16 protein-coding genes are annotated in these 15,843 nt (G+C 65.9%); 10 read left to right on the top strand and 6 right to left on the bottom strand.

The genetic code is table 11. The annotated features are described in order from the left end of the window. The first annotated feature begins 208 nt into the window (after positions 1–208). From ACXJL8_RS13180 to ACXJL8_RS13165, 4 genes are all read left to right on the top strand, one after another. Positions 209–940 (top strand): GntR family transcriptional regulator, encoded by a 732-nt coding sequence (locus ACXJL8_RS13180; protein WP_456618315.1) that lies wholly within the window; start codon positions 209–211, stop codon positions 938–940. A 48-nt stretch (positions 941–988) separates the two neighbouring features. Beyond that, positions 989–2,230, top strand: coding sequence for an MFS transporter (locus ACXJL8_RS13175; RefSeq protein WP_456618314.1), 1,242 nt, complete (start codon positions 989–991; stop codon positions 2,228–2,230). 22 nt (positions 2,231–2,252) lie between these two features. Next, complete coding sequence (locus ACXJL8_RS13170; RefSeq protein ID WP_456618313.1) at positions 2,253–3,152, top strand: amidohydrolase family protein; 900 nt, start codon at positions 2,253–2,255, stop codon at positions 3,150–3,152. 120 nt (positions 3,153–3,272) lie between these two features. Beyond that, entirely contained in the window at positions 3,273–4,187 is a 915-nt protein-coding gene (locus ACXJL8_RS13165; protein WP_456618312.1) for a PhzF family phenazine biosynthesis protein, read from the top strand. A gap of 84 nt (positions 4,188–4,271) precedes the next feature. Here the strand turns inward: ACXJL8_RS13165 and ACXJL8_RS13160 are convergent, their stop codons facing one another. Next, the gene (locus tag ACXJL8_RS13160) at positions 4,272–4,733 is read right to left on the bottom strand and encodes a DUF488 domain-containing protein (protein ID WP_456618311.1); all 462 of its coding nucleotides are present in this window, start codon (positions 4,731–4,733) and stop codon (positions 4,272–4,274) included. A 9-nt stretch (positions 4,734–4,742) separates the two neighbouring features. Beyond that, entirely contained in the window at positions 4,743–5,579 is an 837-nt protein-coding gene (locus ACXJL8_RS13155) for a DUF72 domain-containing protein (protein ID WP_456618350.1), read from the bottom strand. Positions 5,580–5,683: 104 nt separating this feature from the next. On the opposite strand from ACXJL8_RS13155, the gene ACXJL8_RS13150 reads away from it, so the two are divergent. The 4 genes from ACXJL8_RS13150 to ACXJL8_RS13135 all read left to right on the top strand — a co-directional run bounded on the left by ACXJL8_RS13150 (position 5,684) and on the right by ACXJL8_RS13135 (position 9,288). After that, positions 5,684–6,064: a hypothetical protein gene (locus ACXJL8_RS13150; protein WP_456618349.1), complete on the top strand. Its 381-nt coding sequence runs from the start codon at positions 5,684–5,686 to the stop codon at positions 6,062–6,064. Positions 6,065–6,152: 88 nt separating this feature from the next. Then, complete coding sequence (locus tag ACXJL8_RS13145; RefSeq protein WP_456618310.1) at positions 6,153–6,356, top strand: hypothetical protein; 204 nt, start codon at positions 6,153–6,155, stop codon at positions 6,354–6,356. A gap of 240 nt (positions 6,357–6,596) precedes the next feature. Continuing rightward, positions 6,597–7,742, top strand: coding sequence for a glycosyltransferase (locus ACXJL8_RS13140; protein ID WP_456685085.1), 1,146 nt, complete (start codon positions 6,597–6,599; stop codon positions 7,740–7,742). 43 nt (positions 7,743–7,785) lie between these two features. Beyond that, a complete protein-coding gene (locus ACXJL8_RS13135; RefSeq protein ID WP_456618308.1) occupies positions 7,786–9,288 on the top strand; it encodes a glycosyltransferase family 39 protein in 1,503 nt (500 codons plus the stop codon). Positions 9,289–9,470: 182 nt separating this feature from the next. Here the strand turns inward: ACXJL8_RS13135 and ACXJL8_RS13130 are convergent, their stop codons facing one another. Further along, complete coding sequence (locus tag ACXJL8_RS13130) at positions 9,471–11,357, bottom strand: CHASE2 domain-containing protein (protein ID WP_456618307.1); 1,887 nt, start codon at positions 11,355–11,357, stop codon at positions 9,471–9,473. Positions 11,358–11,433: 76 nt separating this feature from the next. Further along, on the bottom strand, positions 11,434–11,958 hold the full coding sequence (locus ACXJL8_RS13125) for a FecR domain-containing protein (RefSeq protein WP_456618306.1): 525 nt from the start codon (positions 11,956–11,958) through the stop codon (positions 11,434–11,436). 636 nt (positions 11,959–12,594) lie between these two features. On the opposite strand from ACXJL8_RS13125, the gene ACXJL8_RS13120 reads away from it, so the two are divergent. Next, positions 12,595–13,674: a tlde1 domain-containing protein gene (locus ACXJL8_RS13120; protein WP_456618305.1), complete on the top strand. Its 1,080-nt coding sequence runs from the start codon at positions 12,595–12,597 to the stop codon at positions 13,672–13,674. Positions 13,675–13,746: 72 nt separating this feature from the next. On the opposite strand, the gene ACXJL8_RS13115 is transcribed toward ACXJL8_RS13120, so the two are convergent. Both ACXJL8_RS13115 and ACXJL8_RS13110 read right to left on the bottom strand, forming a co-directional pair. After that, positions 13,747–14,568, bottom strand: a complete 822-nt coding sequence (locus ACXJL8_RS13115; protein WP_456618304.1) for an SDR family NAD(P)-dependent oxidoreductase — start codon at positions 14,566–14,568, stop codon at positions 13,747–13,749. Positions 14,569–14,590: 22 nt separating this feature from the next. Beyond that, positions 14,591–15,424, bottom strand: a complete 834-nt coding sequence (locus ACXJL8_RS13110) for a MurR/RpiR family transcriptional regulator (protein ID WP_456685084.1) — start codon at positions 15,422–15,424, stop codon at positions 14,591–14,593. Here ACXJL8_RS13110 and ACXJL8_RS13105 point away from each other — a divergent pair. After that, the coding region (locus ACXJL8_RS13105; protein ID WP_456685083.1) for an ABC transporter substrate-binding protein at positions 15,417–15,843 on the top strand (427 nt) is incomplete at its 3' end. The two genes, ACXJL8_RS13110 and ACXJL8_RS13105, sit on opposite strands and share 8 nt — an antisense overlap.

Here is a 15,843-nt window from a genome sequence, read left to right as displayed (position 1 = left end):
CTCCAGCAGAGGGCGCGTATGCCTCTGCCCCCTACAAGGAGCCGCCCTGCATGCCCAAGACGACGAACTGACGATCGATCGAAGCGGGCGAGGCCGGGTTGGCGAAGTCTGCAACCCGGCCTCGCGCCGCTCCGTGCCGCCAGCTCCAGTCYTTGCGGTATTTCAGTAGCGCTTGACTCTGCTTTCATCTAGTCATCTATATGACTATATGAATTCAGCGCCTCTCGATGACCGCCTGCCACGCTACCAGCGCCTGCGCGACGACCTCGCCGCGCGGATCAACCGCAATGAATGGCGGCCGGGCGAATCGATCCCGTCTGAGGCCGAGCTCGCCGCGCATTACGGCGTCGCGATCGGCACCGTGCGCAAGGCGATCGACCAGCTCGTCAGCGACGGCGTTTTGGAGCGGCAGCAGGGCCGCGGCACTTTCGTGCGCCGGGCACGCTTCAATTCCTCGCTGTTCCGCTTCTTCCGTTTCCAGTCCGAGAGCGGTGAGCGGCGCGTGCCGAACAGCCGCATCCTCCGGCGCAAGAGTGTGCCCGCGACCTCTGCCGTTGCGTCTGCGCTGCGCATTCCCACAGGCGAGCCCGTCATCAGCCTGTCGCGTCTGCGCCTGATCGACGACGTGCCGCTGCTGGCCGAAGAGATCTGGCTCCAGCAATCGCGTTTCGCTGCGATCCTCGACATCGACACCGCGGAGTTCGGCGACCTGCTTTATCCACTCTACGAGGAGCGCTGCGGCGAGGTGGTGGTCTCGGCCGAGGAAATCCTGACGGTCGAGATGGCCAACGAAATGCAGGCGCGCCTGCTGCGGCTCGAGGCGCATGCGCCGCTGATCGTGATCGAGCGCCTTGCGCTCGACCTCGAGCGGCGGCCGATCGAATGGCGCCGCTCGCGCGGGCCGGCCGACCGCTTYCGCTACCACGCCGAGATCCGGTGACAGCGGGCTTCAACGATACCAACCAATAACGAATTTACGGGAGGAAGAATGTCGAACTGGTACAGCGGATGCTCGCCGCTGGAAAAGCGGACGTTTTGGGCAAGCTTCGGCGGCTGGGCGCTGGATGCGCTCGACGTCCAGATGTTCGGTCTCGCCATTCCCGCGCTGATCGCGGCGTTCGGCATCAGCAAGGCCGACGCCGGCCTGCTCGGCTCGATCACGCTGTTCTTCGGCGCGTTCGGCGGCTGGATCGGCGGCGCACTCGGCGACCGCTTCGGCCGCGTCAAGGCACTTCAGATCACGGTCGCGACCTTTGCGCTGGCGACCTTCGCCTGCGCCTTTGCGACGACCTACACCCAGCTTCTGGCGCTCAAGGCGATCCAGGGCCTCGGCTTCGGCGCCGAATGGGCCTGCGGCGCGGTGCTGATGGCCGAGATCATCCGTCCCGAGCATCGCGGCAAGGCGCTCGGCTCCGTGCAGAGCGCCTGGGCAGTGGGCTGGGGCGCGGCGGTGCTGCTGTCGGCGCTGGTCTTCACCTATGCGCCGGCCGACATCGCCTGGCGGCTGCTGTTCGCGCTCGGGCTGTTGCCCGCGCTCCTCATCATCTTCATCCGCCGCGGCTTGAAGGAGCCGCCGCGGGCCGTCGCAGCCGAGAAGACGCCGTTCTTCGCCACGCTCTCCGGCATCTTCCATCGCGACGTGCTGCGCTCGACGCTGATCGGTGGTCTGTTCGGCATTGGCGCGCATGGCGGCTACGCCGCACTCACGACCTTCTTGCCGACTTATTTGCGCGAGGTGCGGCATTTGTCCGTGCTGGGCTCCAGCGGCTATCTCGCCGTCATCATCGTCGCCTTCTTCTGTGGCTGCGTGGCGAGCGGCATCATCAGCGACCGTATCGGCCGCAGGGCCAATGTCGCCTTCTTCGCCAGCGCCTGCATCATCACCGTGCTGGTGTATATCTTCGCGCCGCTGACCAACGGCGAGATGCTGGTGCTCGGTTTTCCCCTGGGCTTCTTCTCGGCCGGAATCCCCGCGAGCATGGCGGCGCTGTTCAGCGAGCTCTATCCGGCGGGCGTGCGCGGCACCGGCGTCGGCTTCTGCTACAATTTCGGCCGCATCGTCTCCGCCGCGTTCCCGTTCCTGGTCGGCTTTCTCAGCGACCATATCGGGCTCGGGCCGGCCATCGGCATCGATGCGGCGTTTGCCTATTCGCTGGTGCTGATCGCGGTGGTCCTGCTGCCCGAAACCCGCGGCAAGGTTTTTGAGCAGACCGCGCCGTCGCGCGCCTGACGTCGGATGGGGAGCATCAACCATGACAGTCGGCCAGCACGGCCTCACGCGCCGCCAGTTTGGCATGGGCCTCGCATCCCTGATGTCGGCCGCCGCGACCGCGGGCAGCGCGATGAGTGAGACGACCTTGCCGACGATCGACACCCATGCGCATGTCTTCCATCGCGCCCTGAAGCTCGCGCCGGGCCGGCGCTATGCGCCGGTCTACGACGCGCCGCTGTCGCTCTACCTGGAGCAGCTCGACCGCAACGGCATGACCAATGGTGTGTTGGTACAGCCGAGCTTTCTCGGCGCCGACAACGCCTATCTGGTCGAGTGCCTGAAGCAGGCGGCGGGCCGCCTGCGCGGCATCGCCGTCGTCGATCCTGCTGTCTCCGCGGACGAACTGCGCGCGCTCGACCGCGCCGGGATCGTCGGCATCCGCCTCAATCTCGTCGGCCAGCCCTTGCCCGATCTCGGCGCGGCCGAATGGAAGACGCTGCTCGCTCAGGTGAAATCCATGGGCTGGCAGGTCGAGGTCCAGCGCAACGCCTCCGATCTCGCCGTGCTCGCGCCGCAGCTTCTCGACCACGGCGTGACCGTCGTGCTCGACCACTACGCGCTGCCCGATCCCAAGCTTGGCATCGCCGATCCCGGCTTTCAGGCCGTGCTGAAGCTCGGCGCGACGCGAAACGTCTGGGTCAAGATCTCGGCGCCCTATCGCAACGGCGCGGCCGGCGAGAGTTTTTCGAAGGAGGCTTATCCGCTGTTGCGCGAAGCCTACGGCCTCGATCGCCTGCTGTGGGGCAGCGACTGGCCGCACACCCAGTTCGAGTCCACGCAGGGCTACGCGAAGAATCGGCAGTTTCTCGATGTGCTGATCGCCGGGCCAGGCGAACGCGCGCAAGTGTTGGCATCGCCGTATCAGCTCTTCCGCTTCTGACGCGTCGTTCGCGATTGCTCCGAATGCTCCGAATTTTGGGGCATGACGGATGATGTCGACCGCTTGTAGACTGCCGGCGATGCAGCCGATCGCGGCTGCCGCTTGCGTGAGGAAGCAAAGATGCAGCGCCGCTACATCACCGTCGACGTGTTCACCGACCGCGCCTTCGGCGGCAACCAGCTCGCCGTGGTGCTCGACGCCGGCGGGCTGTCAACCACGCAGATGCAGGCGATCGCGACCGAGTTCAACTATTCCGAGACGACCTTCGTGCTGCCGCCGCGCGACAAGGCCAATGACGCGGAGGTGCGCATCTTCACACCGGTCCGGGAGATGCCCTTCGCCGGCCATCCGAATGTCGGCACCGCCTTCGTGCTGGCTTCGATCGCGAAGGAGCCGAAGGCGCGGCTCCTGTTCGAGGAGAAGGCGGGACTCGTGCCGGTCGACATTTTTCGGGAGCAGGGAAGCGTGGTCAGCACCGAACTCACCGCGCCGCAGCCGCTCTCGCGACTGGCGGAGGTTTCTGCCGCTGACGTTGCGGCCTGCATCTCCTTGACTGTCGAAGACATCAGGACCGATCGCCACGCGCCGCAAGTCGTTGGCGTCGGGACGCCGTTCCTTGTGGCGGAGCTGCATTCGCGCGATGCGCTGAAGCGGGCGAGGCCCGATGCGGCGGCCTTCGCCAGGGTATTGCCGCGCGACGACGCCCGGTCGGTGTGGTTCTACACGCGCGATGTGCCCGCGTCGGAGGCGCCTTGCGGGCGGCAGGCGCGGATGTTCATGCGCGGCGCCGGCGGTCTCGCCGAAGATCCCGCCACCGGCAGCGCCACCGTTGCGGCCGCCGCGCTGTTCGCCGATCTCGATCCCACGCGTGACGGCGAACTGAAACTCACGGTCGGGCAGGGTTTTGACATGGGCCGGCCGAGCCTGCTGCTGACACGCGTCCGCAAGCACGACGGCAAGATCGTCTCCGCCCATGTCGGCGGAAACTGTGTGAAGATGATGGAGGGGACGTTCCGGCTTGAGGGGGAGGCTTAAGTTGTCATGCCGGGGCGCGCGTGAGCGCGAACCCGGAATCTCGAGGTTCCGGGTTCAGCCCCGCGGGCTGCCCCGGAACGACGTTCAGACCTGCCGCCCCGCCAAATTCCTCACCGCCACGCCATCCCGCTCCTCAATGATCTCCGCGATCATCTGGCGGTGACAATGGGTGTGGTCGCGCTCGTAGCAGAGCAGGCAGACCGGGCCGGCCTTCTTCACCAGCGCCGAGAGCTCGTCCATCTCTTCTCTCGCCTGCGGCGTCTTCAGGTGCTTTGAATAGATCTTCTCCAGTACGTCAAACTGTGCGCTGCGCGCCGCGAGACGGCCTTCCTTCGGTGTGCCGAGGGCTGCGAGATGGACATAGGCGATGCCGCGGTCATCCAGGCCGGCGGCGAGCTGCTTCTTGGAGAAGCCCGGCCGGCGCGACGAGGTCACCGCGCGCACGTCGACCACCAGCTTGACGCCGGCCTGCTCCAATTCGTCGAGCACGGCCTTGGGCGGTGTCTGCTCATAGCCGATGGTGAAGAGCTGCTTCGCCTTTGCCATGAGCGACCCTCAGCTCACCCGTGCGATCAGTTCCATGGCGCCGTGCGGCGCGCGCACCTTGCCCTCGTGGATGACGTAGGCGAATACGTCGCGCGGCTCCTTCTTCGGCTTGGCCTTGTCGACCTTCGGCAAGTCGTCGGGTTCGCCGCCGTCGGCCCAGGCTTGAAATCGCTTGCTCCAGGCATGCAACTCCTTCGGCGGATAGCAGGTCTTGATCTCGTCATTGCCCTTTTGCAGTCGGGCATAGACGAAATCGCCGGCGACGTCGGCGATCGCCGGATACTTGCCGTGCTCGGCGAACACCACCGGCGTCTCGAATTCGCGGATCAGTGCGACGAAATCCGGCGCGCAGAAGCTGTCGTGGCGCACCTCCACCACGTGGCGCAGCGCGCGTCCCTCGAGCTTGCGCGGCAGGAGCTCGAGGAATTTGCCGAAATCGGCACCGTCGAATTTCTTGGTCGGCGCGAACTGCCACAGCACCGGGCCGAGATGGTCGCCGAGCTCCAGCACGCCGGAATCATAGAACCGCTTGATGGAATCGCCGGCCTCGGCAAGCACGCGGCGGTTGGTGGCGAAGCGCGGCCCCTTGACCGAGAACACAAAACCCTCCGGCACCTCGGCTGCCCATTTGCGAAAGCTCTCCGGCTTCTGCGAGCCGTAATAGGTGCCGTTGATCTCGATCGAGGTCAGCTTCGAGGCCGCGTAGGACAGCTCCTTCGCCTGCGTCAGCTTCTCCGGATAGAACACGCCGCGCCACGGCTCGAAAGTCCAGCCGCCGACGCCGATGAAGATGTTGCCGGATTTTTTTGACGCGGTTTTTGCTTTGGCCACGGGAGGATCTCGCATCGACGAGGAGGGGAAGGACTTCATCCTAATCAAACCAGATGTGATTGGCCAGTTGCGGCGTGCCGTCTAAGCTTTGCCACGGGTCTGCGAAAAAGGAGAACAAGATGCGGATGCTGATGGTCGGAGCCGCGCTCGTCATGATGACATCTGCTGCCATGACATCTGCGGCTTTGGCTGACGATGATGATGCGAAGGGCGCGCAGAAGCTCGCCATTCAGGGCCGCGACGATTACTGGCATTGCCTGGCGCGGGAATATTCGCGCGACAGCAATCAGGGCCTATCGGAACAGGATTTTGGCCGATCGGTTGCCGGCGCCTGTCCGTCGGAGCGGCAATATTACCGGGTGGCGCTGCTCGACTTTCTGACCACGCAATATCCGAACATTGATTCCGGTGCGCATCTCGCGACTGCGAACAGGGCGGTGGAGTCGGCGCAGAGGGACATCGTCACGGCCTTCGTCAAGCACAAGCCGCCACAGAAATAGCCCCATTAACCGTTGACGCCTCGGCCCCTTCCGGCCGCGCGCTCATCCATGGTATCACTGCCCGCATCTGCAACGGGGATAGGCTGCTATGTCGTCTGAGTCGGTGGGTGGCATTTTTGGCGCGATCGTCGCGGCGATGGTGCTTGCGGTCGCCGTCGTCTTCGGACCGATCGGCCAGTACGGCAAGCCCGCCAAGCCGGCAAAAGTCGACGCCCCGGCCGCCATGGCGCCCGCGGCTCCTGCCGCGCCCGCGCCGCGCGGTCCGGTGATCCGGGACGTTCCCAATCAATAGGGGCTCGAAATGGGCCCTGGGGCCCCTTGCGAAGCGTCTATGTCGTTCCTATCTAGCTACTAACGGCAACGTTGAGTGACAATCTCCGTTGCTGGGACGACCTTGGGATAGCTCAGGCTGCGCCGGATGTACGCGCGCCCGTTGTTCCGGGGTCGTTGGCATTTTGGGGCCCTTTTTAGGCCCTTCCCCAGAGAAACCCCGGCTTGGCATCGCAGGACGCGGCGGATATACGCTGCCGTCATGAATGAAGCGATCAGACCGGGCCCCGACAACCCGCCGCAGGCCCCAACGACGGCTTCGCGGTCGCCGGATTTGTCGGTCATCGTCCCGACCTTCAACGAGCGCGACAACGTCACGGTGCTGTACCGGCGGCTGGAGGCGGTGCYGGCCGGCATCGCCTGGGAGGTCGTGTTCGTCGACGACAATTCGCCAGACGGCACCTGGGACGTCGTGCGCGCGCTGGCGCAGCGCGACAACCGCGTGCGCTGCATCCGGCGCATCGGCCGTCGCGGCCTGTCGGGCGCCTGCATCGAGGGCATCCTGGCCTCCAGCGCGCCCTATGCGGCGGTGATCGACGCCGACCTCCAGCATGACGAGACGCAACTGCCGAAGATGCTGTCGCTGCTCGCGAGCGGGCAGGCCGATCTCGTCGTCGGCAGCCGCTACATCGAGGGCTACAAGAGCGAAGGCTTCAACAAGCAGCGCGCCGGCGCCAGCGCGCTCGCCACCGAGGTGGCGAAGAAGATGCTGCGGGTCGAGATCGCCGATCCCATGAGCGGCTTCTTCATGATTCGCTCCAATCGTTTCGAGGAGCTGGCGCCAAAGCTCTCCGTGCACGGCTTCAAGATCCTGCTCGACGTCGTCGCCAGYGCGAACGGCAGCTTGCGCGCCGTTGAAATTCCCTACACGTTCGGTGAGCGGCAGCACGGCGAGAGCAAGCTCGATTCCATGGTCGCGCTGGACTTCCTCGGCCTGGTGCTGGCCAAGTTCACCAACGACGCTGTCTCGCTGCGCTTCCTGTTGTTCGCGATGGTCGGCGGCACCGGCCTCGTGGTGCATCTCACGACGCTGTTCATCGGGCTTGAGCTGTTCAAGGAGCCGTTCGCGGAGGCGCAGGCCGCGGGCGCGCTCGTTGCCATGACCAGCAATTTCATCCTCAACAATTTCCTCACCTATCGCGATCAGCGGCTGAAGGGTTTTGCGCTTCTGCGCGGCCTGATCGCCTTCTACATCGTGTGTAGCGTCGGCCTGCTCGCCAATGTCGGCGTTGCCTTCTCGGTCTATGACCAGGAGCCGATCTGGTGGCTTGCAGGTGCGGCTGGCGCGCTGATGGGCGTGGTGTGGAACTACGCGATGTCCGGACTGTTCGTCTGGCGCAAGAAATAGCGCGCCAGGGAAGCAGCCAAGGAAACGCGTTAAGGAAACCGGTATGGGCGGGGCTGACGCGCGGATTGTCCGCAATACGGCGCTGGTGATCCTTGCGCTGGTCGGCTTGCGGCTGGTCGCGGCCGCCTTCACGCCGATCACCTTCGACGAAGCCTATTACTGGATGTGGTCGAAGAACCTGGCGGGCGGTTATTACGACCACCCGCCGATGGTCGCCTACGTGATCCGCGCCGGCACCATGATCGCCGGCGATACCGAGCTCGGCGTCCGGCTGGTCTCGATCCTGCTCGCGCTGCCGATGAGCTATGCGATCTATCGCTCAGCCGCGATCCTGTTCGGCGGCGCGCGCGTCGCTGCGACCAGCGCCATCCTGCTCAACGTGACGCTGATGGCCGCGGTCGGCACGCTGATCGTGACGCCCGATGCGCCGCTGCTGGTCGCCTCCAGCTTCGTGCTGTTCTTCCTCGCCAAGGTGCTGGAGACCGGCCGCGGTGTCTGGTGGCTCGCTGTCGGCGCCGCCGTCGGCGCGGCGCTGCTGTCGAAATATACTGCGATGTTCTTCGGCCCGGCGATCCTGATCTGGCTCGCGGCGGTGCCAAAGCTCAGGCGCTGGTTGCTCTCGCCCTGGCCCTATCTCGGCGGCGTCGTTGCCCTGGCGCTGTTTTCGCCGGTGATGCTCTGGAATGCGGACCATCAATGGGTCTCGTTCGCAAAGCAGCTCGGGCGCGCAAAGGTCGAAGACTTCCGGCCCGTCTTCATTGCCGAGCTGATCCCGACCCAGATCGCGTTCGCAACGCCGCTGGTCTTCATCCTCGGCGCGATGGGGCTGCACGCGCTGACCTGGCGCAGGGCCGGCGCGCTGGCCTCGCGCGTGCTGATCGAGACCCTGTTCTGGACCATCGTCGCCTATTTCGTCTGGCATTCGCTGCACGCCCGCGTCGAGGCCAACTGGTTCGCGCCGGTCTATCCGCCCTTCGTCGTCGCGGCTGCTGCCGCCGCCAACCTCGTGCAGTGGAAGCCACGCCAGCGGCGCCTGGTGGATTTCTGCCTGCGCTGGGCCGCGCCCACCGGCATCGTGATGTTTGCAGCGCTCATCGTGCAGGCCAACACGGGCTGGCTCTCCGGCTATCGCCGCGATGCGACCGTGCGCAGCGTCGGTGTCGGCTGGCGCGAGCTCGCATCCGAGATCGAGGCCGTGCGTGTGCGTGTCGGTGCGACCTGCGTGCTGGCGCCGGATTACGGCACGACAGGCTGGCTGGCCTTCTATCTGCCGCGCGGCACCTGCGTGGTGCAGCAGAACCAGCGCATCCGCTGGGTCAACATGCCMGAGCCCGATCCGGGACTGCTTGCGGGCAAGCTGATCTATGTTGATGAGCCGCGTCCCGACGGCCACCCCTTCCTCAACGACCTCTTTGCGCAGGTGACGCGCGTTGCGCAATTGCAGCGCAAGCGCGGGCCGCTCGTGGTCGAGACCTACGGCATCGATCTGCTGGAAGGTGCCAAGGGCGACGTGCTGGACCGCTCGCCGCCGCCGGAGGCGCGGTAGCTGCCTCCTCGGTCGTCCCGGCGAAGGCCGGGACCCATACCGCGTGATCCATCGATGAGCGCAGGTGCCTGTACCGCGCGAAGACCTGTTCACTACCAGCCTTCGTCAAACTGCTCCCTGGAGTTATGGGTCCCGGCCTTCGCCGGGACGACGGCGGCGTGTTGGGTGGGGAGCGGTGGAGTTCAGTCCATCATCTCGGTCCTGGCGGCGGCGTGGCTCGGCTTGCTCTCGTCGCGCCAGAACCAGACGGCGACCGTGCCGGATCGCCCGCGGACTTGCGTGCGCAGCGGGCCTTTCAGGGTGCTGTCGGGATCGCCCAGGAAGTCGGCCGCATCGAGCAGCGTATCGCTCAGCGCGAGCCGCGCATCGTTCTGCGCCGCGACCTCCATCAACCGGCTGGCCACGTTGACGGTGTCGCCCGTCGCGGTGATGTGCTGGTGGCTCTCGCCGAGGCGGGAGGCGACGATGGGGCCGAAATGCGCGCCGATCTTGAAGCCGACCTGGTCCCCGATCTCAGGGGGCAGCGAGGCGATCCAGCGTTCGACGCTGCGGTGCAGGTCGATCGCGCACCTCAGCGCGCGGGCGGCGTCGTCCGGCATCGCGCTCGGCAAGCCGAACAGGATCATGGCGCCGTCGCCGAGAAAGCCGGTGACCATGCCGCCACGGTCGACCGCCGCCCTGTCGATCAATGCGTGGAATGCCTTCAGGAGATCCCTGAGCGCGGTCGGATCGATCCGTTCGCTCAGCGCCGTGAAGCCGGACAGATCGATGAAGACGATTGCTGCGTTCTGCCGGACCGGCTTCGCCAGGAAATCGGGGTCGCGGGCCAGCCACTCCTGCACCGCGGGCGCCTGGAATTGCGCGAGCGACCGGCTCTTGGCGGTGAGATATTGCGTGCGACGGCCTCCCGCCCACAACTGCACGCCGGCGAAGACCGCAACCGGCGGCACTGCGGCGGCGAGCGTGGTCGCCGCATTCAGCCAGATGCCGTGCGTGAACGCGAACAAATTGAGCGCGGCCCACGCCATCATCACCACGGCGGCTGCGACCAGGCCGAACGCGCTTCGCCGCCAGGCCAGCAGGCCCACCAGCAGCATCGGCAGCAGGATCGCGGCGAGCGCGTCGGCGATATGGACCTTGCGGTCGCGCACGATGCCGTCGCCGGCGACGAGATGGGTGATCGCGGTCGAGATCACCTCGACGCCGGGCATCAGGGAATCGAACGGCGTCGGGTAGAAGTCGCCGCCGCCGGAGACCGAGGCGCCGATCACGACGATCCGGTTCTCGATCGCGGCGCGGTCGAGCGTGCCGTCGAATATGCTCTGCGCGCTGACGGTGCGGATGGTGCGGCGCGGGCCGTAATAGGTGATCGGCAGCGCGAAGTCGGTGTCGGTCGGCACCGCACGATCACCGAGCATGAGGTGGTCCGGCGCGATCGTCAGCGGTTGATCGAGCGCACGGCTCGCCACCCGCAACGGGAACGACAGCTCGACCTTGTCGCGGGTGCGAAACAGCATCGGCACCGAGAGCGGCGAGCCCGACTGTCCCGTCGCGACGTTGACGACGCCGACGTCGGCGTGATCGGCGAACGCGGGCAGCGGCAACAGGAAGCGCTCGGCCTGGGGCAGGGCGGCAAGCGGGCCCTCGCTGCTCGTTGCCACGGTCTCGCTGGCGGTCGGGAAGATCGCCGCGGCGGCAAGGACCATGGGGCCGGTGGCGAGCGTATTTGCCAGCGTCGCATCGCCGATCGCGGCGCTGCGGTCGACCAGGAGCAGGTCGATTGCGACGACCTTCGGCCTGAACTGCACGATGGTGTCGACGACCCGGGCGAGATCGGCGCGCGGCAACGGATAGCTGCCGCCACGCTTCACCACGGTGTCGTCGATCGCGACGATGGTGACGAGATCGGGCGGACGCAGCACGCCACGGGCGAGCGTCCGGAAATCCGTCAGCGTTGCCTCGAGGCGATCGAGAAAGCGCAGATGGCCGTTGGCGTGGCCGGCATAGATGCCGGCGCCCCACAACGCGGTGAGGACGAGGGCCACCAGAATCTGAACGCGTCTATTCATTAGGTCGTACTGCAATCTTCTCTGTTGTCCGGGCCCTGTTGTCCGGGCCTTTTGCCCAAGCCTTGTTGGCCAAGCCTTATTGACCAAGCCTCGCCATCAGGGCGTTGATGCGCGGCTGGCCCCATTGCTTGACGGTCAGCGCGCCGGTCGCTTCGACGTCGACACCTTCGCCGGGTCCGAGCACGACGCCGCGTCCGCGAGACCTGCGGCTCACGCCGACACGTCCGTCGGCGACGAACACCGATGTCTTTGCCTCGGCGACATCGACGGCCCATTTGGTGCCGCGCACAGCGGCGATCGCCTGCGGCGTCAGCACCTTGAACGGATTGCCGCCGGGCTTTTTGGGAACTTCGATCAGCAGGGCTTTGCTGCTCAATTCCACGGAGTCAATATGTCCGTCGCGGTTGGCGTCTTTAAGTTCAAATCGGGCGCCGTTTTCCGCAACGATCGTGATGCCATTGTCGCAGCGCCATGTCTGCGTGCCGGCGGCGGACGGCGATGGCGTGCAGCCCGAATTGGCGACAGGCTGCGCGGCTGCGTATCCAATCAACAGGAATGACCACGCCAGAGCGAAAAATCCGGCGCGCGCGACGCTTCTCATGGCAGCCTCCCAATCGTGCGCGGCACGTTTCAAGGCGATGCTGATACGGTACCGTATCACGCGCAGAGGCTGCTGAAAAGTGCCGTATTGGGAGCTAATTTCTCGCCGGCTCCATTTCCAGCTTGCGCGCGATCAACTTTCGGTCAGGCGGTGCTTGCGCGAGGGGCTGCGGACCGGCGCTCGGGCGTCGGACGGCTGCGGACGCCAGCCTCGCGCAACGCTTCGGAGCTATGGTTTGGCGACGCTGAAGACCACGAAATTGACGTGGTTGGATGCGCCTTGGGAGACGGCCGGAGGCACCTGATGTAAGGGTCGAACCGGCCGAGAAACATGGTTAACAGACGCGACTAAGTCCGTAGTTCTGCGGGCTTTTTTCTCGAAATGGGACAGCGTTGACCCGGTGCCCCAGATCCGCCCGAACTTAATCTGCATTTAACTAAAAGTCGCCTTAATGACGCTCCGACCCTCTGCGAGATGCTGTTCCCGGACCGTGACCAGCAACGGCACTTCGAAGGGGGACTGAGTGACACCGTCCTGGACGCAAGGCGAATGAGTACGAGTATCGCTGCGCAGAGTAACGCGGCACGGAAGTCCAAAAATCCTGGCAAGAATTCATATCGGAAGCCTTCCCGGAAAATGACTGCCACCAATTGGCTTGGCGCCGCGGCGATCGGCTGCGTCGTGATGGGCGCCGGCTGGACCATCTACAGCAACGTCTTCGGCGCCAGCGTCTATCCGACCGTCGGCAGCATTGGTTACGACGAGCCCGTGATCAAGCGCGCGCCCAGGGTGGCGCTGCGTGAGGCGGGCGAGGCCATCAGGGAGACCTTTGCGCTGCTGCCCGACCGGCTCCAGGTCGCCGCGCCCATCTCGCGCGAGGCGTTCAACGAGCGCTTTGCCGCGGCTGCGACGCAGGGCGTTCCCTCGAACGCGGCGGGCGCCGTGCCCGCAACCCAGGTCGCCGTCGCAGCCCCGAAGCAGGGCGTGATCGCGAAGGTCGCGGACGCGCTGAAGCCGGCCGCGGCCAAGGTCGCTGACAAGGTCGCGGATGCCGCCAAGGGCAAGCGCGCGCCGGATGCGCAGATGCAGCTCGCCTCGGCCGATCCGGCCGAGATCGTGCCGGCGCCTGAGGCGAAGCCAAAATCCTTTGCCGATCGTGCCAAGGCGGCGGTGATGTCGATCACCGGGCCGCGCCAGTCCATGGTCGAAAAGCTTTGGGGTAAGCGCGAGCCGTCCGGCGGGCTGCTGGCCTATGCATCCGCCGATGCCAGCGTGACCGCGAGCATCGCGCCGAGGGAGCAGAACCCGATGCTCGGCGGCTCGGCGCCCTATGAGCGCGACACGGCGGTCTACGACATCAGCGCCAAGATGGTTTACCTGCCCGACGGCACCAAGCTCGAGGCGCATTCCGGGCTCGGCTCCAATCTCGACGATCCCCGTTCCTCGCGGATCCGCATGCGCGGCGTGACCCCGCCGCACATCTACACGCTGAAGCCGCGCGAGGCGCTGTTCCACGGCGTGCCCGCGCTGCGCCTGACCCCGATCGGCGGCGAGAGCGCGATCTACGGCCGCGACGGCCTGCTCGCCCACACCTTCATGCTCGGGCCGAACGGCGATTCCAACGGCTGCGTGTCGTTCAAGGACTATTACGCGTTCCTCGACGCCTACCGCAACAAGGGCATCCGCAAGCTTGCGGTGCTGTCGCGGGTCGACTGATCTCGGTTCATTTCCGATGAGAAAGGGCCGCTGACAGCGGCCCTTTTCTTTGTCCTGCGTCGTGGATGCGCTTCAGCCCGGCCAGCACTGTCCGCCGCCGTCGATCCTCAGCACCTGGCCCGAGACGAACGCGCCCATGGGACCGGCGAAGAATTCGACGACGCGCGCGACCTCGTCGACGGTCGCGATGCGATCGAGCGTGCCGGTCTCGACCATCCGGTCGGGGTCCACCGCGCGCGTGCCGAGGAAGCGGCCGGTGCGGGTATCGCCCGGAGCGATGCAGTTGACGGCGATGTCGTAGGGGCGGAGCTGGTCGGCCAGGCATCGCGTGTAGTGGGTCACGCCGGCCTTCGACACCGCATAGATCGAGCCCTGGGTGCGCCCCTTGAAGGCGGCGACCGAGCCCAGCGTGACGATGCGGCCGCGACGCCGCTCCATCATGCCGCGCGCGACCGCCTGGCAGGTCAGGATGGTCGAGAGCAGGTTGCGCTCCAGCACCGCGCGCACATCGGCCTCCTTGATGTTCACCGCGTCGTTCGGGTCGGGCTTGCCGCCGGCGGCTGCGATATCGCCGCCGGCATTGTGCACGAGGATGTCGATCGGTCCGAGTGCCGCCTCGGTCTCGGCAATCACGCGCGCGATCTCGTCACCCTTGGTGAGATCGCCGAGCACGCGCTGGCTGCGGACGCTGAACTCCTGGCCAATCTCCGCGGCGACCGCGGTGAGGGTGGTACCCTCACCATATTCCGCCGGCCCGTTCTCGCGCATGCCGTGGATGGCGACGTCGGCGCCGAGCGCGGCAAGCTTCTCCGCAAAGGCGCGGCCGAGCCCGCGCCCCGCGCCGGTCACCAGTGCCACCTGTTCTGACAATATCTTCCCGTCATGTGCTGCCATGATCTTCCCCTGTTATGAAACGTCAGTCTGCCGCGAGATCGAGGCCGATCGCCATCGCCTGCACGAGGCACATCGGCGCGACCAGCRTGCGCAGCGCCGGCTCGGGCATGTCCTGGATCTCGAACACGACGCGCGCGCCTTCGACGATCGGGCTCAGGAGGCTATCGGTGATGGAGATCGTGGGCACGCCACGTGCGACGAGTTCGGGAAATAGCCGCGCCGTATCCGGATAGTAGTTCCGGAAGCTGATCGCGACCAGCGCGTCCTCCACGGTTGCGGCATGCGACTGCTCGTGGATGCTGCCGCCCGTGCCGTCGAGCAGGACGACACGACGTCCGAGCTTGCGCAGCACGTAGGCGAGGTGGGTCGCAACCGGAAACGAGCCGCCGAGGCCGAGCAGATAGATGTCGCGCGCCTTGGCGAGGATCGCTGTCGCAGCGTCGAGCTCGCGCGCGTGCACGGACTGGCTCAGCGTGACCAGCGATGATTGCGCTTCCGAGACGAAGCGCGACAACACAGCGGCGGGCTGTCGGCCGAGCACGGATTTCTCCTCGCTCTTCATGCGGGCGAGCCGCGCCTTGTAGCTCGGCGCAACTCCGGCGACGAGGCGGGAGCGGAACACCTGCTGCATCTCGGTGAAGCCGCCGAAGCCGAGCGCGTGGGCGAAGCGAACGATCGCCGAGGGCGGTACGCCCGAACGCTGCGCCACCTCGGCCACGGTGCCGAGCGCGACATCGGTCGGGTGATCGAGCACGAACTCCGCGATCTGCTGCAGCCGGCCCGACAACGCGCGGTGCCGCTRCGCAATGGCGCTGCGCAGCTCGTCGTAGCTCATCGCGCCTTGGGCCTTGTTCATCGTCTCGGGTCTCCAGGTCGGTCGCCTGTTTAACGGCATTTCACCGTTTGGATCAAATATTCTACTTTACATAACAAATGGAATGAATATTCTAATCGCAGAAAAAAGCAAAAGACTTCGAAAACGGGAGGAAACGATGAGAGGGCGTCCGATCTCACGGCGAAGCGTTCTGAAGGGCAGCTTGATGGCCAGCGTCATCGGCGGCGCCGGCAGCTTCTTTGGGCCGTGGAAAGAGAATCATGCCTGGGCGCAAGGCGCGAAGCCGATCAAGCTGGGCCTGACCTGCGACGCCAGCGGTCAATACGGCAACAGCGGACAGGATGACTTCCGCGGCATCAAGATGGCGATCGACGAGTTCAATGCCAAAGGCGGCGTGCTCGGCCGCCAGGTCACCTTCATCACCGCGGACACCGAGACGA

This window comes from Bradyrhizobium sp. P5_C11_2 (assembly GCF_054049755.1).
This window is presented reverse-complemented; position numbering and strand designations above follow the sequence as displayed.

Excerpts from the sequence above, each read along its gene's own strand:
- ACXJL8_RS13165 (WP_456618312.1), top strand. The coding sequence starts at position 3,273 with ATGCAGCGCCGCTACATCACCGTCGACGTGTTCACCGACCGCGCCTTC.
- ACXJL8_RS13125 (WP_456618306.1), bottom strand. The coding sequence starts at position 11,958 with ATGAGAAGCGTCGCGCGCGCCGGATTTTTCGCTCTGGCGTGGTCATTC.
- ACXJL8_RS13170 (WP_456618313.1), top strand. The coding sequence starts at position 2,253 with ATGACAGTCGGCCAGCACGGCCTCACGCGCCGCCAGTTTGGCATGGGC.
- ACXJL8_RS13175 (WP_456618314.1), top strand. The coding sequence starts at position 989 with ATGTCGAACTGGTACAGCGGATGCTCGCCGCTGGAAAAGCGGACGTTT.
- ACXJL8_RS13120 (WP_456618305.1), top strand. The coding sequence starts at position 12,595 with ATGACTGCCACCAATTGGCTTGGCGCCGCGGCGATCGGCTGCGTCGTG.
- ACXJL8_RS13155 (WP_456618350.1), bottom strand. The coding sequence starts at position 5,579 with ATGCGAGATCCTCCCGTGGCCAAAGCAAAAACCGCGTCAAAAAAATCC.
- ACXJL8_RS13150 (WP_456618349.1), top strand. The coding sequence starts at position 5,684 with ATGCGGATGCTGATGGTCGGAGCCGCGCTCGTCATGATGACATCTGCT.
- ACXJL8_RS13130 (WP_456618307.1), bottom strand. The coding sequence starts at position 11,357 with ATGAATAGACGCGTTCAGATTCTGGTGGCCCTCGTCCTCACCGCGTTG.
- ACXJL8_RS13145 (WP_456618310.1), top strand. The coding sequence starts at position 6,153 with ATGTCGTCTGAGTCGGTGGGTGGCATTTTTGGCGCGATCGTCGCGGCG.
- ACXJL8_RS13160 (WP_456618311.1), bottom strand. The coding sequence starts at position 4,733 with ATGGCAAAGGCGAAGCAGCTCTTCACCATCGGCTATGAGCAGACACCG.
- ACXJL8_RS13115 (WP_456618304.1), bottom strand. The coding sequence starts at position 14,568 with ATGGCAGCACATGACGGGAAGATATTGTCAGAACAGGTGGCACTGGTG.